Origin of the sequence: Thauera chlorobenzoica (assembly GCF_001922305.1) — a bacterium.
In the GTDB taxonomy this organism is placed as follows: Bacteria; Pseudomonadota; Gammaproteobacteria; order Burkholderiales; family Rhodocyclaceae; genus Thauera; species Thauera chlorobenzoica.
This window is the reverse complement of the sequence record NZ_CP018839.1, coordinates 2912465-2927852: the sequence shown is the minus strand read 5'-3', so window position 1 is coordinate 2927852 and position 15388 is coordinate 2912465. Positions and strand designations below refer to the sequence as shown.

Genomic DNA, 15388 nt, shown 5'->3' with positions numbered 1-15388 from the left:
GCTTTTCAGGGCTTGTTATTTATTTATTTGTTGATCGTTATATAAAAAAATTACTGATACCTTCATTGACACCCCATATCTAATGAACGAGCATTCAACTTCCGAATGAGGCGGTATTTGTTTCCGTGATACCCCCGCCTCGGCCACATCTCGAAAACAGAACCCGGAGTTCGCATGAGAGCCGTAGACGTCAACAAGATCATCGATGAAGCGAAGTTCAACCGATTCCACTGGACCGTACTGTTCTGGTGTGCACTGATCATCATCTTCGACGGCTACGATCTCGTGATCTATGGCGTCGTCCTGCCCAGGCTGATGCAGGAATGGCAGCTGCCGCCGCTGCAGGCCGGGGCCCTCGGCAGCTACGCGCTGTTCGGCATGATGTTCGGAGCGCTGATCTTCGGCCCGCTGTCCGACCGCATCGGGCGCAAGAGGGCGATCGCGATCTGCGTGGTCCTGTTCAGCGGCTTCACCTTCATCAACGGCTTCGCGCGCAATCCGTTCGAATTCGGCGTGTGCCGCTTCCTTGCCGGGCTCGGCATCGGCGGGGTGATGCCCAACGTGGTCGCGCTGATGAGCGAATACGCACCGCGCAAGATGCGCAGCACGCTGGTGGCGATCATGTTCAGCGGCTATGCGGTCGGCGGCATGCTGTCGGCCGGGCTTGGCATCTACATGCTGCCGAATTTCGGCTGGCAGTCGCTGTTCTTCGTCGCCATCATCCCGCTCTTGCTGCTGCCGGTGATCCTGCGCTTCCTGCCCGAGTCGGTCGGCTTCCTGGTCCGTGACCAACGCGAGGATGAAGCCGGCCGGATGCTGGCCCGGGTCGAGCCGTCGTTCCGCGCGCAGCCGGGCGACCGCTTCGTGATCGAGGCCGCGAAGGGACAGAAAGGCTCGCTCGGGCAGTTGTTCACCGAGGGCCGGCTGTTGAGCACGGTGAGCTTCTGGGTGGCCTTCTTCTGCTGCCTGCTGATGGTGTACGCGCTCGGCTCCTGGCTGCCGAAGCTGATGAACTCGGCCGGCTACGCGCTGGGCTCGAGCCTGGGCTTCCTGCTGGTGCTCAACTTCGGCGCGATCTTCGGCGCCATCGGCGGCGGCTGGATCGCCGACCGCCTGCACCTGCGCCGCGTGCTGACGGTGTTCTTCGCCATCGCCGCGGTCTCGATCAGCCTGCTCGGCTTCAAGAACCCGACCGTGGTGCTGTATGGCGTGGTCGCCATCGCCGGTGCGACCACGATCGGCACGCAGATCCTGCTGTACGCCTACGTCGCCCAGTACTATCCCATGCACATCCGCTCCACCGGCCTGGGCTGGGCCTCGGGCGTCGGGCGCATGGGCGCGATCCTCGGCCCGATCCTGGGCGGCATGCTGATGGCGGCGGAACTGCCGCTGCAGATGAACTTCCTCGCCTTCGCCGTTCCCGGGGTGGTTGCCGGCCTGGCGATCTCGCTGGTCGGGCGCAGCGCGCGGCATGCCCCGATCGAGAAGAAGAACCTGGCGTTTGCTGCCGAAAGCGGCAAGATGGAAGTGGACTGACGCCCCCTGCCCGCCTTTCCAGGTTGCGAGGCGGGTTTCGGGCAGCGGCACGGCGGGCCGGGCAAGGCCGGAAAGCATCGAACGGAAACCGGGAACGCTCCTCGGGCGGGGTGGGCGGACGTATAGTCCACGCTTTACACGACCGCGGAGCGTTCGATGCTTTCAGCCGTGGGAATCAGGGTTCCGAAGTATCCCGAATGCTGGAGCAGCTGCGGCAATTGCGCCAACGGCGACATCATCGTCCAGAGCGTGCTGATCGCGGTGGGCGACCGGGTCGCGCGCGACGATACCCTGATCGTGCTCGAAACCGGCAAAGTGGCACTCGACATCCCCTGCCCTTACGAGGGCGTGATCACCGAAGTGCGGGTCGGCGAGTACCAGCCCGTCAACGAAGGCGATGTCATCGCGCTGATCGAGTGCAGCTGACCCGCGCACGTCCCCGGCGCAGGGCTTGCGGATTCAAAGCGCGGCGCCCCGCAGCCCGACCCAGACCATTCCGCTGCCCAGCCCCAGGGCCACGGCCCCCATCCCGGCGGCCGCCTTCTGTCCCAGGGCCCGGCCCCCGATCGCGACCGCCATGCCAAGCTTGAAGCCGAGGTTGCCGATCATCGCGATCCCGATCGCGATCACGGTCGGCACCAGCTCGAGGCGTTCCAGCGAGAACAGCCGCAGGCTCGACAAGGTGATTGCATCGACATCGGTCAGGCCCGACACCAGGGCGAGCACGTACAGCCCGCGGTTGCCGGCGAAGTCCGACAGCCAGGCCGCGCACAGCAGGACCAGCGCATAGAGTGCGCCGAAGCCCAGCGCCGTCCTGAGCTCGGTGGGGTTGTTCGTCGCCGGCAGCACCGCTTCCCCGCGTTCGAGCAGCCGCCGCCAGTGCCACACCGCGCCCAGCACCCCGAAGACGAGGCCGGGGAGCACCACCGGCAGCAGCGAACGCACGACTCCGGGTGCGACCACGGCCGCGATCACGCCGACCCGCAGCACCATCACCAGGTTTGCCACCACGATCACCAGTGCCGCAGTCGCGGTCAGCGCCGGTGATTCATTGGCCTGGCGGGCATACACCATCGTCGTCGCGGTGCTCGAAGCCAGGCCACCGAAAATGCCGACGAAGACCGAGCCGTAACGGACGCCGACAAGTTGCAAGGCCGCGTAGCCGGCCAGGCCCACGCCGGAGATCAGGACCACCATCCACCAGATCTGGTGCGGATTGAGCGCGCCGTAGGGGCCGAACTCCTCGTTCGGCAGGATCGGCAGGATGACCAGCGACAGCACGCCGAACTGCAGGATCGAGATCCAGTCGCGGCCGTCGAGCCGGCTCGCGATCCCGCGCAACTGGGCCTTGAAGTACAGCAGCACGGTCGTCGCCACTGCCAGCATCACCGCCAGCTGGGCATGGCCGAACCAGGTTGCGGCCCCGAAGCAGTAACACACCACCAGGGCGGCGACCGAAGTGGTGCCGGGATCGGACGGGTCGGGATGGCGCAGATAGGCGGTGATGATCATCAGTGCGACGATCAGCAACCCGGCCACGAAAGGGGCGAAACTGTTCAGTTGCTGGCCGAGCATCGCGGTCAATGCGCCGAACATCCCCACCAGGGCGAAAGTGCGCAAGCCGGCGCGCGCCGATGGCACGCGCTCGCGTTCGAGTCCGATCAGCAGGCCGATCCCGGTCGCGATCAGGAACGCCTCGATCTGACCGGCATCGAGCGGGATATCGAGTGGGAGGTCGTGCGGCATACGCTTGGCCGGGGCGTCCCCCGGACGGGGGTGGACACCGGATGATCATACCTCTTCCCTCCCGCCTTCCGGAATGCGGGGCCGCTACCGCACCGGTCCCGGCGCGCGCAGCGCGGGCGGTGTTCGCCCGCCGCGGGGCGCGCTACGATTGCGGCTGCGCTGCCGCACGCGAGACAAATTGCCGGCGGCGAGACCGAGAACCGATGAGGACATCATGCAGATCCTGCTTGTCGAGGACGACCCCGCGCTGGCTGCCGGAATTACCGAATTCCTGCGTGGCCAGGGCGACAGCGTGACGCTGGAGAGCGACGGCATGCAGGCCGACCGGCTGCTGCAGCAGCGGAGCTTCGATTTCGCCCTGGTCGATGTCGGCCTCCCCGGCCTCGGAGGCTACGAGGTGGTACGCCGCATCCGCGATCGCGGCCAGGCGCTGCCGGTGATCCTGATCACCGCGCGCGATGCGCTCGACGACCGCATCTACGGGCTCGACCTCGGTGCCGACGACTATCTGCTCAAGCCTTTCGAGCTGGCCGAGCTCACCGCGCGGATGCGCGCCGTTGTGCGCCGCGGCGGCAGCACCACGACGGCCGGGCTGAGCTTCGGCCCTCTGGCGCTCGATGGCGAAGGCCGGCTGGCAACGCTCGCCGGCGCGCCGCTGATGCTGACCGGGCGCGAATGGGAGCTGCTCGAAGCCCTGGTGCGTGCCGACGGCCGCACGGTCGCCCGCGAACGCCTGCAGGGCGAAGGCAGCGGCAACGCGCTCGAAGTCTATGTCTCGCGTCTGCGTCCGCGGCTGGAGGCGGCCGGTGTGCTGATTCGCACCGTGCGCGGTTTCGGTTACCGGCTCGAGCACGCCAGGGGGCCGCGTGACGGCACCGCCTAGCCTCCGCCACAACCTGCTGCACACCCTCGCCGGACCGACCGCGCTGCTGTTGCTGGCGGCCGGCGCGATCGCCTACGGCACGGCCAAGACCGTCGTCAACCGCGCCTACGACCAGAACCTGGTGAACCTCGCGCACGGGGTCGCGACCCACGTCCGCCCGGTGCCGGACGGGCTCGCGCTCGGGCTGTCGCCGGAGGCGGTGGTGATGCTGCGCACCGATACCGAAGACGAGATCTTCTTCCGCGTGCGCGACGAACAGGGCCGCCACCTCGGAGGCGATGCCGACCTGCCGCAACTCGATGAAATCGACGAGCTTTCCGCCCTCCCCGTTCCCTATCAGTCGCCGGGCCAGGACGAGGGTGCGGCCGCGCCGCGCCCGCCGTCGGCAAAACCGATCTTCCGCGACCTCCTGCACCACGGGCAGGCCCTGCGCGCGGTGCGGCTTTATCGCAGACTGGAACGGCACGGGGTCTACGTCACCGTCGGTGAGACCCTCGACAAGCGGCGCGAGGCGATGGATCGGCTGGTGCTGGGCTTCGTTTCGGCCGGAGTGCTGCTGCTGCTGGCCGCGGCGGTCGCTGCCCGCTTTGGCATTCCGTCGGGGCTGGCACCGCTCGAGCGCCTCGCCGGCTCGCTGCGCAAGCGTTCGGGTTCCGACCTGTCGCCGATCGACCCTGCCACGGTGCCCGACGAGATCGGTGAGCTCGTCGCCGCCCTCAACGTCCTTTTCGGTCGCCTGCGCGACTTCAGCACACAGCAGCGCGAGTTCCTGCAGGATGCCGCCCATCAACTGCGCACGCCGCTGGCTGGGCTGCAGATGCAGCTCGAACTGCTGGAGTCGAGGCCGTTCGACGACGAAGCGAGGAGCCGGCTGCGGCACTCGGTGCGGCGTATTACCCGCCTTGCCAACCAGTTGCTGGCACTGGCGCGCGCCGAGGCCGGCGGCCGCCTGGTCGAAACCTCGACCCCGGTGGCGGTGGACGGCCTGATCGACGACATGGTCGAGGACTGGCTGCGCATCGCCGACCAGCGCGACATCGACCTCGGCATCCACCGCCGGCCGGCGGTCGTCGCCGGAGACCCCACCCTGCTGCAGGAGCTGATCGCCAACCTGATGGACAACGCACTCAAATACACCGCGCCCGGCGGCCGCGTCACCCTGCATTGCGCGGGCAGCGAGAACGAAGTCGAGCTCAGTGTCATCGACGACGGCCCGGGCATTCCGGAGGCGGTCCGCGAACGGGTGTTCGAGCGCTTCTACCGCCACCCCGGCGCGCACGCGAGCGGCAGCGGCCTGGGGCTGTCGATCGCGCGCGAAATCGTCCGCAGCCATCGCGGCAGCATCGTCATCGAAAGCGCTGTGCACGGCCGCGGTACCCAGGTCCGGGTCCGGCTGCCACGCGTGAACGACGCGGGGCGGTGAGCTTTCGCCCACCGCCCCGCGAATCGAGCCGGCGCCGGTTCCGGGCGCCGGGTGCGACACTCAGTGGCTGGACGCGGCGGCCGCGCCGATGCCGGTCTCCGAACGCACCTTCTGCGCCAGGTAGCCGGCGCGATCTTCGGCGGCACGGGCGCTGCGGTCCAGGACCGAGAACAGCCAGATGCCGATGAAGCCCGCTGCCATCGAGAACAGCGCCGGCGAAGCGTAGGGGAACAGCGCCGAGCCGGCCGGATTGCCGAGCGTGGCTTCCCACACCGACGGCGAGACGACGGTCAGGGCCACGGCGGTGGCGAGGCCGATGAAGCCGCCGATGGTCGCGCCGCGGGTGGTGCAGTCCTTCCACAGCACCGACATGAACAGCACCGGGAAGTTGGCCGAAGCGGCGATGGCGAAGGCGAGCGACACCATGAACGCGATGTTCTGCTTCTCGAACGCGATCCCCAGCACCACGGCGACAATGCCCAGCACCACCGTGGTGATGCGCGACACCCGCAGCTCGGACGCCGAGTCGGCGTTGCCGTTCTTGAACACCGTGGCGTAGAGGTCGTGCGACACCGCCGAGGCGCCCGACAGGGTCAGCCCGGCCACCACCGCGAGGATGGTGGCGAACGCGACCGCGGAGATGAAGCCGAGGAAGACGTTGCCGCCGACCGCGTTGGCGAGGTGGATCGCCGCCATGTTGCCACCGCCGATCAGCCCCCCCCTGGCATCGAGGAAGTCCGGGTTGGTCGACACCAGCACGATCGCGCCGAAGCCGATGATGAAGGTCAGGATGTAGAAGTAGCCGATCCAGGTCGTCGCCCAGAACACCGACTTGCGCGCTTCCTTGGCGTCGGGCACGGTGAAGAAACGCATCAGCACGTGCGGCAGGCCGGCAGTGCCGAACATCAGCGCCATGCCGAAGGAGATCGCCGAGATCGGATCCTTGATGAAGGAGCCCGGACCCATGATCGCCTGGCCGATGGTGGCAGCGTCTTCCGCGCTCTTGCCCCCGGCGATCGCGGTTTCGACCTTGATCCGCACCGCGTCGGCGAACATCGCCTCGGGTGAGAAGCCGTAGGCGAGCAGCACCATGAAGGCCATGAAGCTTGCTCCGGCGAGCAGCAGGCAGGCCTTGATGATCTGCACCCAGGTGGTCGCGGTCATGCCGCCGAAGAGGACGTAGACCATCATCAGCGCGCCGACGATGACCACCGCCATCCAGTACTCGAGGCCGAACAAGAGCTTGATCAGCTGACCGGCGCCGACCATCTGCGCGATCAGGTAGAAGGCGACCACGACCAGCGTGCCCGAGGCGGCGAAGGCGCGGATCGGGGTCTGCCTGAAGCGGTAGGCGGCGACGTCGGCGAAGGTGAACTTGCCCAGGTTGCGCAGGCGTTCGGCCATCAGGAAGGTGATCACCGGCCAGCCGACCAGGAAGCCGATCGAGTAGATCAGCCCGTCGTAGCCGTTCATCATCACCGCGGCGGAGATGCCGAGGAAGGACGCCGCCGACATGTAGTCGCCGGCGATCGCCAGGCCGTTCTGGAAACCGGTGATGCCGCCGCCGGCGGTGTAGAAGTCGGCCGCCGACTTGGTCTTCGCCGCCGCCCACTTGGTGATGAACAGGGTGAACACGACGAACACGCCGAACATCAGGATCGCCGTCCAGTTGGTGGCCTGCTTTTCGGCCTGGCCGAGATCGCCGCCGGCGGCGAGCACCGCCGAGGACAGCAGGCCGAGCGTCGCCGCAAGTGCCGCGGCACGCAGCGCGGCGCCTGCCGCAAGGGGATGACGGGCGCTCATTTGGCGCTCTCCTGGACGATCTCGCGGGTCAGGCGGTCGAACTCGGAGTTCGCCCGGCGCACGTAGAACCCGGTGATCAGGATGGTGAAGAAGATCACCCCGAGACCAACCGGAATGCCGACCGTCGTCACTCCCGCTCCGAGTCGAGCGGCAAACAGTTCCTTGTCGAAGGCGATGATGGCGATGTAGCCGTAATAGACGAGCATCATCACCGCGGTGAGCGTCCAGCCGAAACGCGACCGCGTCCTGACCAGCATTTGATACTTGGGGTTGGCGGCAATCTTTTCCGCCAGATCGTTTTTCATGTCTCCCTCCTGCGTCGACGAACGGAACGGGCAAGGCCCGGTGCGGCGCACGTTATGCCGGAAGGCTTACAGGGGGCTTACGCCTGGACGACTTTTCCTTTTATATACATATGCTTAACTTTATATTAACGGCACCTTAACGAGCTACAGCTCGGCTTCCTCGATCCATTCCCGCCATACCGCCATCAACACCGCGAGAACGACGGGGCCGAGGAACAGGCCGACCAGGCCGAAGGCGGCGAGCCCGCCGAGGACCCCAAACATCACCAGCAGGAACGGAATCCGGGTGGCATTGCTGATGACGAGCGGACGGACCAGGTTGTCCACCCAGCTCACGACCAGGGCGCCCCACAGCAGCAGCCCGATCCCGCCCAGCATGTCGCCCTCGGCCAGCAGCCAGAGGCTGGCCGACCCCCAGACCAGGGGCGCCCCGAACGGAACCATCGCGATCAGCGCGGTGACCGCACCGAGCAGTACCGGCGCCTGCAGCCCGGCCCACCAGTAGCCGAGGCCGGCGACCAGGCCCTGCGCCAGCGCAGTGATCACCAACCCCCACACCACCGCCTTCGTCATCCCGCCGACGGCCGCCAGGTAGGGATCAACGCGCACGCCCAGGAAGCGGTGCAGCACGCGATGAACCTGCACCAGGACCCGGTCGCCATCCCGATAGAGGAAAAACACCGTGATCAGGGCAAAGCCGAACTTGGCCGCGTTGCGCCCGACATCGCCGATCAGGGCCACCGCCCGGTCGGCCCCCTGCCTGACCCACTCGCTCACCTGCCCGCGGAAGGCTTCGGGATCGCCGGCGATCTGGCCGATCAAGCCCTGGAGGAAATCGCCCAGCCACGGCAGCGTGCGGATGAAATCCGGCAACGGGGGCGCATCCTGCTTGAGGAGCTCGGTTGCCGCTGCGATCACCACCCCCACCTCGCTGCGCATCAGCATCACCAGCCACAGGGCGGGCAGGACGAAGGCCGCGGTCAGCAGCAGGGTCATGATCAGCGCGGCCAACCCCGGGCGCAGCGGCATTCGGGCGCGCAGGCGGCGGTAGGGGGGCCAGGTGGCGAAGGCGATGATCACCGCCCAGGCCACCGGGACGATGAAAAGATGCAGCACCGCGTAGCCCAGGGCCAGCAGTCCACCCAGCAAGAGGCCGAGAATCACCCGGCGGGCGATCCTTTCCGCGACCTGATCGATCATGCTCTGCCCTCCCCCGGCAGCGTGAGGACGCAGCGGCAATCCTGCCCAATACCTCCGCCACCTTGCCCGCCGACAGCGCCGGCATCGCCCGGATCATGCCCAACGCCGACCACATTGTCATCCACGGCCGAGCCTCCAGCCCGCACCGGGCGGGTCCGGGTTAGCGCCGGCCGCTGCGCCAGATCGACAGCAGCACCCACAGTCCGCCGAACACGGTGCCGAGGAAGCCGAGCAGGCCAAAGGTGCGCAGCCCGGCCAGCGCCGGGTCGCGTACCACCGTCATCAGGATCGCGGTGCCGATGATCAGCGCCGCGGTGACGATGCCGATGGTCATGCGGCTGATCGCACGGTCGAGCTGGTCGACCGCCTGCGCGAGCGACACCACGTCGATCTGCAGCCGCAGCCTGCCGCGCCGCCCGGCGCGCAGCAGGCCGCCCAGGTCCTGCGGCAGACCGGCGAGCAGTCCGAGTGCGTCGCCCAGGCTGCGCCAGCCACGGCGGGCGGCAGCGGCCGGTGAACGGTGCGCGAGCAGGACCTGCTGCAGCAGCGGTCGGGCTTCGGCGGCGATGTCGAAATCCGGGTCGAGCTGGCGCCCCATGCCTTCGAGGGTGATGAAGGCCTTGACCAGCAGCGACAGCTCCGGCGGCAAGGCGAGGCCGTGCTCACGTAGCAGGCTCATCAGGTCGGAGAGCATCGCGCCGAGATCGAGGCGCTTGAGCGGCACCCCCTTGTACTGATCGACGAAGGCGTCGATGTCCCGGCGCAGGCGCTCGGGGTCGGCGGCGCTGTCGCCTTCGTCGCCGCTACGCCATTCGAGCAGCACGTCGGCAACCGCTTCCGAGTCGCCGCTCACCAGCCCGAACAGCATCACCGCGACTTCGTGGCGGCGTTCTTCGGTGAGGCGCCCAACCATGCCGAAGTCGATGAAGGCGATGCGGTTTCCCGCCAGGTAGAAGACGTTGCCCTGGTGCGGGTCGGCATGGAACAGGCCGTCCTCGAGCATCATCTTGAGCACCGCCGCGGCGCCGCGGCGGGCGAGCAGCTTGCGGTCGAGGCCGGCGGCATCGAGCGCGGCGAGGTTGCGCCCGGCGATGCCGGCGACGTAATCCTGGACGTTCAGGCGCTCGCCGCACCAGTTCCAGTGGATCGCCGGAATGACGACTTCGGGGTGGCCGGCGAAATTTGCCGCGATACGCTCGGCGTTGCGGCATTCGGCGGCGAAGTCCAGTTCGCGGCGCAACGACAGGGTGAATTCGCGCACCACTTCGCGCGGCCGGTAGCGGCGCAACTCGGAAGCTTCGGCTTCGAGGAGCTCGGCCAGGCGGGCGAGGAGGTGGAGGTCGGCCTCGACCCGCGGGCGGATGCCGGGGCGGCGCACCTTGAGCACGACCGTGCGCCCGTCGGCGAGCCGCGCCCGATGGACCTGGGCGAGCGAGGCCGCCGCCAGGGGCTCGGCTTCGAGCTCGGCGAACACGGCTTCCGGCGCCTGGCCGAGGTCCTCTGTGAGCTGGGCGCGGATGTGATCGAACGCTGCCGCCGGCGCGGCATCCTGCAGCTTGCCGAACTCGGCGATCCATTCCGGCGCGAAGAGATCGACGCGGGTGGCGAGCACCTGACCGAGCTTGATGAAGGTGGGGCCGAGCTCTTCGAGCGCGCGCCGGACCCGCTCCGGCGGCTCGAGGTGGGCGAACTCCTCGGGTGTGCGCCAGTGCAGCACCCGGCCTGCGCGCTCGAGGACCTTGCCCAGGCCGACCCGCCGCACCAGATCGCTGAAGCCGTAATGGATCAGGACGGAAGCGATTTCATGGGCACGGGAAAGATCGCGCGCCGCACCGATGGCTTGCCAGAGCATCAGCCGGGATGCTCCTGCGCGATGTCCGTCCGGCCCGCATGCGGGCTGCTGTCACACCTCATTTTCGGCCTCCTGGTCCATGCTGCGATCCGGCTCCGGGCCCTGCGCCCATGGTCGATGATACTCGACTGCCCCTCCCGTCACGACCACAGGATCGGCGTTTGCAGTCCCTGCGTTTTCTGCCCGATACCGGCGAAATCATTCGAACGTCGTAGCTTCGGGCGCGCCGCCGGGGCGGTGCCGATGGTACTGTTAGACTTTCCCGGTTGATCAGGCGTGGCGCATCGAGAATGAAGGCAACACAGGTTTTTCCGAAGGGGGCGCCCGCGCTCGTCGTGATCCTCGTCGGCATCGGCGCCGCACTGCATGTCGGCAAGCTACCGCCGGCGATTCCGGTGTTGCGCGAGGCGCTCGGCGTCACCTTGCTCCAGGCCGGCTTCCTGCTGTCGTTGGTGCAGTTCGCCGGGATGGCGCTGGGGCTGCTCGCCGGCATCGCCGTCGAAGGGCTCGGCCTGCGGCGCAGCATGTTGATCGGGCTGAGCGTGCTCGCGTTCGCGAGCGCGGCCGGAGGCCTGGCGCAGGATGCGCCGATGCTGCTCGGACTGCGGGCAGTCGAAGGCTTCGGCTTCCTGCTCACGGTGCTGCCCGCGCCGGCGCTGCTGCGCGCGCTGGTACCGCCGCAGCGGCTGGCGCTGTACCTGGGCATGTGGGGCGGCTACATGGGGATCGGCACCGCGCTCGCCCTGTTCTGCGCTCCGTGGGTGATGGCCGCGGTGGGCTGGCAAGGCTGGTGGTGGCTGCTCGCCGCCTCATCGCTCGGCATGGCGTTGTGGCTGTGGCGGAGCGTGCCTTCGGACCGCTCGCGTCGTGCCGCCGTGCCAGCCGAGCCTGCAGCAGCGGCCGCGGCCGCCACCGACGACTGGCGCCAGCGCCTGCGCCTGACCCTCGGCAGCAGCGGTCCCTGGCTGGTCGCCCTGTGCTTTGCGATGTATTCCAGCCAGTGGCTGGGGGTGGTCGGCTTTCTCCCCTCGATCTACGACCAGGCCGGGCTCGACAGCGGACTCGGCGGCGCGCTGACCGCACTCGTCTGCCTGGTGAACGTTGTCGGCAATGTCGCCGCCGGCCGCCTGCTCCACCATGGCATCCAGGCCCGCCAGATCCTCCACGGCGCATTCATCGCCATGGCGCTGGGGACGGTGGTCGCGTTCGGAAGTGCGTTCGACGGGCTGTTCGCCGTGCGCTACGTGGCGGTGCTGCTGTTCTCGGCGATCGGCGGCCTGATTCCCGGCGCCCTGTTCTCGCTCGCCGTCCAGGTGGCGCCGAGCGAGCGGACGGTCTCGGCGACGGTAGGCTGGATGCAGCAGTGGTCCTCGACTGGCCAGTTCCTCGGGCCACCGCTGATCGCCTGGGTGGCGGCGCTGAGCGGGGGCTGGCACTGGACCTGGGCCGTCACCGGGGCCGCTTCGCTCTCCGGCCTGGTGCTGGCCTCGCTGATCGCCCGGCGGATCCGCAAACCGCAGGATGCGGCGGGCCGGGCCGAGCGGATTCTGCCCACGCCCCCACGGCCATGAGCGACGCCGAACTCGAGCCGATTCTCGCCGCCAACCGCCACGACCCGCGGCGGCTGTTGCAGATCCTGCGCCAGGCGCAGGAGCGGGCCGGACACCTGCCGCCGGCCCTGCTCGAACGGATCGCCTCCGCACTCGCCCTGCCGCTGGCCCGGGTTGTGGCCACCGCGAGCTTCTACAGCCTGCTGCGCACCGGCCCGGCGCCCGCCTACGACGTCCTGTTCGCGGACAACATCACCGACCGCATGCAGGGCGGCCCGGCGCTGGCTGCGTCCCTGTGCCGGGCACTGGGGCTGGCCCCCGGCCTGCCCGCCGGGGACGGCCGGGTCCGCGTCGGCACCACTTCCTGCACCGGGCTGTGCGACCAGGGGCCGGCGCTGCTCGTCAACCAGCGCGCACTGTCACGGATGTGCCCCGAGCGCGTGGCGCCGATGGCCGAACTGATCCGGCGCGGGGTCGCGGTCGATGACTGGCCGGCGGAGTGGTTCCGCATCGAGCCCAACCTCCGCCGCCGCGACGCCCTGCTCGGCGCCGGCCTCGCCCCCGGCGAGGCGCTGGCCGCCGCCCTCGCCCGCAGCCCCGAGGGCCTGCTGGCCGAGATCGAAGCTTCGCGCCTGCGCGGGCGCGGCGGCGCCGGTTATCCGACGGCGGCGAAGTGGCGGGCCTGCCGCGCCGCGCCCGGCGAGGCGCACTACGTGGTGTGCAACGCCGACGAAGGCGAGCCGGGCACGTTCAAGGACCGCGTGCTGCTGAGCGATTTCCCCCAGCTCGTCATCGACGGCATGGGCATCGCCGCCCACGCCGTCGGCGCGCGCCGCGGCTTCATCTACCTGCGCGGCGAATACCGCCACCTGCTCGCCCCGCTCGAGGCGCTGCTCGCCGAGCGTCGCCGCCAGGGCCTGCTCGGCACGGACATCCTCGGCCGCGGCTTCGACTTCGACATCGAGATCCACCTCGGCGCCGGCGCCTATGTCTGCGGCGAGGAATCGGCGCTGCTCGAGTCGCTCGAAGGCCGCCCCGGCCGGCCGCGCATCCGCCCGCCCTTTCCAGTGAGCCGCGGCTATCGCGACCAGCCGACCACGGTGAACAACGTCGAAACCCTCGCCCTCGCCTGTCTCGTCGCGGTGCACGGCGGCGAGGCCTTCCGTGCCGTGGGCACCGCGCAGTCGAGCGGCACCAAGCTGCTGTCGGTGTCGGGCGACGTCGATCGGCCGGGGATCTACGAATATCCGTTCGGCGTCACCGTCGCCGAGGTCCTGGCCGATTGCGGTGCGCGGGCGACGCAGGCGGTGCAGATCGCCGGCGCCGCCGGCCATTGCCTGGCAGCGGCCGAGTTCGGCCGCCGCATCGCCTTCGAGGACGTGTCCACCGGCGGCTCCTTCATGGTCTTCGACCAGGGCCGCGACCTGTTCGAAGTCGCGCACGCCTTCGTCGATTTCTTTGCCCACGAAAGCTGCGGCTTCTGCACTCCGTGCCGTGTCGGCACCGCAGTGAACCGCCGCCGGATGGACCGGATCGCTGCCGGCCGGGGCACCGCCGACGACCTCGACGAGCTCGCGGCGATGCACTGTCTGATGCGCAGCGCCAGCCATTGCGGCCTAGGCAGCACGGCGGCGCGGGCGCTCACCGACATCGTCGACAAGTTCCGCCCGGCCTTCAGCCGCCGCTTGCGCACCGACGGCTTCGTTCCCGCTTTCGACCTCGACGCCGCACTCGAGCCGGCACGGCAGGCCACCGGCCACGACGACCCGCGAACCCACTTCCATCCAGATCCCGACACCATCCCCGACGAACCGCTGCGATGAGCGACATCTTCTTCCTCGACGGCGAGGCGATCCCGTTCTCGCCCGGCCAGACCCTGATCCAGGCCGCCAGCGCAGCGGGCAAGTACATTCCGCACCTGTGCTGGCATCCCGATTTCAGCGCCCATGGCTCGTGCCGGCTGTGCATCGTGCGCTGCGGCGGGCGTGAAGTGGCGGCCTGCACCACGCTCGCGGCGGCCGGCCTGAAGGTGGAAAACGCCAGTGCGGAGCTCGACGCCACCCGGCGCACGCTACTGCAGCTGCTGTTCGTCGAGGGCAACCACTTCTGCCCGGCGTGCGAGAAGAGCGGCAACTGCCTGTTGCAGAGCACCGCCTACCGGCTCGGCATGCGCGATCCGCACTTCGAGCACTTCTACCCCGACCGTCCGCTCGACGCCTCCCACCCCGACGTGCTGATCGACTTCAACCGCTGCATCCTGTGCGAGTTGTGCGTGCGCGCCAGCCGTGACCTCGACGGCAAGGACGTGTTCGCCATCGCCGGCCGCGGCGTACAGGCCCACCTGGTGGTCGGCGCCCCTTCCGGGCGTCTCGCCGACACCGCTTTCGCGGCCTCCGACCGTGCCGCCAGCGTGTGCCCGGTGGGGGCGATCCTGCACAAACGGGTGGGCTTCGCGGTTCCGATCGGTGCGCGCACCTGCGACCTCGAACAGGCCGGCGGCGGCACCGGCGCCGCCGCAGCGGTGGAGAAAGGACAATGAGCGCAAAGCTGCGGGTCGCCACGGTCTCGCTGGCCGGCTGCTTCGGCTGCCACATGTCCTTGCTCGACATCGACGAGGATCTGCTCGAATTGCTCGAACACATCGAATTCGACCGCTCGCCGCTGACCGATCTCAAGCACTGCGGTCCCTGCGACCTCGGCCTCATCGAAGGCGGGCTGTGCAACGCCGAGAACATCCATATGCTGCACGAATTCCGCCGCCAGTGCAAGGTACTGGTCGCGGTCGGCGCCTGCGCGATCAACGGCGGCCTGCCGGCGCAGCGCAACCACCTCGCGCTGGGCGCGATCCTGCACCAGGTCTACCGCGACGGCCGCGGCCTCGCCGCGGGCAGCACGATTCCCGACGATCCCGAACTGCCGCTGCTGCTCGACAAGGTCCGCCCGGTGCACGAGCTCGTCCATGTCGACCACTTCCTGCCCGGCTGCCCGCCCTCGGCCGACGCCTTCCGCGAGTTTCTCGGCGCCCTGATCGCCGGCCGTCCGCCCCGGCTCGACGGTCCGCTGCTGCGCTACGACTGAGGTCGCGCCGCG

13 protein-coding genes are annotated in these 15388 nt (G+C 68.9%); 8 read left to right on the top strand and 5 right to left on the bottom strand.

All coding sequences use genetic code 11. The features are described from left to right. The first annotated feature begins 174 nt into the window (after nt 1–174). Complete coding sequence (locus Tchl_RS13555) at nt 175–1536, top strand: MFS transporter (protein WP_075148879.1); 1362 nt, start codon at nt 175–177, stop codon at nt 1534–1536. Nucleotides 1537–1692: 156 nt separating this feature from the next. Next, complete coding sequence (locus Tchl_RS13550; protein ID WP_075148878.1) at nt 1693–1962, top strand: biotin/lipoyl-containing protein; 270 nt, start codon at nt 1693–1695, stop codon at nt 1960–1962. A 33-nt stretch (nt 1963–1995) separates the two neighbouring features. Here Tchl_RS13550 and Tchl_RS13545 read toward each other — a convergent pair whose 3' ends face one another. Next, on the bottom strand, nt 1996–3282 hold the full coding sequence (locus Tchl_RS13545; RefSeq protein ID WP_075148877.1) for an MgtC/SapB family protein: 1287 nt from the start codon (nt 3280–3282) through the stop codon (nt 1996–1998). Between the two features lie 214 nt (nt 3283–3496). On the opposite strand from Tchl_RS13545, the gene Tchl_RS13540 reads away from it, so the two are divergent. Together Tchl_RS13540 and Tchl_RS13535 are read left to right on the top strand one after the other, a co-directional pair. After that, on the top strand, nt 3497–4165 hold the full coding sequence (locus Tchl_RS13540) for a response regulator transcription factor (protein ID WP_075148876.1): 669 nt from the start codon (nt 3497–3499) through the stop codon (nt 4163–4165). Next, complete coding sequence (locus Tchl_RS13535; protein WP_075148875.1) at nt 4149–5588, top strand: sensor histidine kinase; 1440 nt, start codon at nt 4149–4151, stop codon at nt 5586–5588. The genes Tchl_RS13540 and Tchl_RS13535 overlap by 17 nt, the downstream gene beginning before the upstream one ends. Before the next feature lie 60 nt (nt 5589–5648). Here Tchl_RS13535 and Tchl_RS13530 read toward each other — a convergent pair whose 3' ends face one another. The 4 genes from Tchl_RS13530 to Tchl_RS13515 all read right to left on the bottom strand — a co-directional run bounded on the left by Tchl_RS13530 (nt 5649) and on the right by Tchl_RS13515 (nt 10748). After that, the gene (locus Tchl_RS13530; protein ID WP_075148874.1) at nt 5649–7391 is read right to left on the bottom strand and encodes a cation acetate symporter; all 1743 of its coding nucleotides are present in this window, start codon (nt 7389–7391) and stop codon (nt 5649–5651) included. Further along, entirely contained in the window at nt 7388–7696 is a 309-nt protein-coding gene (locus Tchl_RS13525) for a DUF485 domain-containing protein (protein ID WP_075148873.1), read from the bottom strand. The genes Tchl_RS13530 and Tchl_RS13525 overlap by 4 nt, the downstream gene beginning before the upstream one ends. A gap of 144 nt (nt 7697–7840) precedes the next feature. After that, the gene (locus Tchl_RS13520) at nt 7841–8896 is read right to left on the bottom strand and encodes an AI-2E family transporter (RefSeq protein WP_075148872.1); all 1056 of its coding nucleotides are present in this window, start codon (nt 8894–8896) and stop codon (nt 7841–7843) included. 160 nt (nt 8897–9056) lie between these two features. Next, a complete protein-coding gene (locus tag Tchl_RS13515) occupies nt 9057–10748 on the bottom strand; it encodes an ABC1 kinase family protein (RefSeq protein WP_075148871.1) in 1692 nt (563 codons plus the stop codon). Nucleotides 10749–11038: 290 nt separating this feature from the next. Here Tchl_RS13515 and Tchl_RS13510 point away from each other — a divergent pair, with 290 nt between their 5' ends. From Tchl_RS13510 to Tchl_RS13495, 4 genes are read left to right on the top strand one after another with little or no spacing between them, the layout of a single operon-like run. Beyond that, nucleotides 11039–12319 (top strand): MFS transporter, encoded by a 1281-nt coding sequence (locus tag Tchl_RS13510; protein ID WP_075148870.1) that lies wholly within the window; start codon nt 11039–11041, stop codon nt 12317–12319. Continuing rightward, a complete protein-coding gene (locus Tchl_RS13505; RefSeq protein ID WP_075148869.1) occupies nt 12316–14121 on the top strand; it encodes an NAD(P)H-dependent oxidoreductase subunit E in 1806 nt (601 codons plus the stop codon). Before Tchl_RS13510 ends, Tchl_RS13505 begins: the two co-directional genes overlap by 4 nt. Then, on the top strand, nt 14118–14837 hold the full coding sequence (locus Tchl_RS13500; protein ID WP_075148868.1) for a 2Fe-2S iron-sulfur cluster-binding protein: 720 nt from the start codon (nt 14118–14120) through the stop codon (nt 14835–14837). The genes Tchl_RS13505 and Tchl_RS13500 overlap by 4 nt, the downstream gene beginning before the upstream one ends. Then, nucleotides 14834–15376: an NADH-quinone oxidoreductase subunit B family protein gene (locus Tchl_RS13495; protein ID WP_075148867.1), complete on the top strand. Its 543-nt coding sequence runs from the start codon at nt 14834–14836 to the stop codon at nt 15374–15376. Before Tchl_RS13500 ends, Tchl_RS13495 begins: the two co-directional genes overlap by 4 nt. Nucleotides 15377–15388 lie beyond the last annotated feature (12 nt).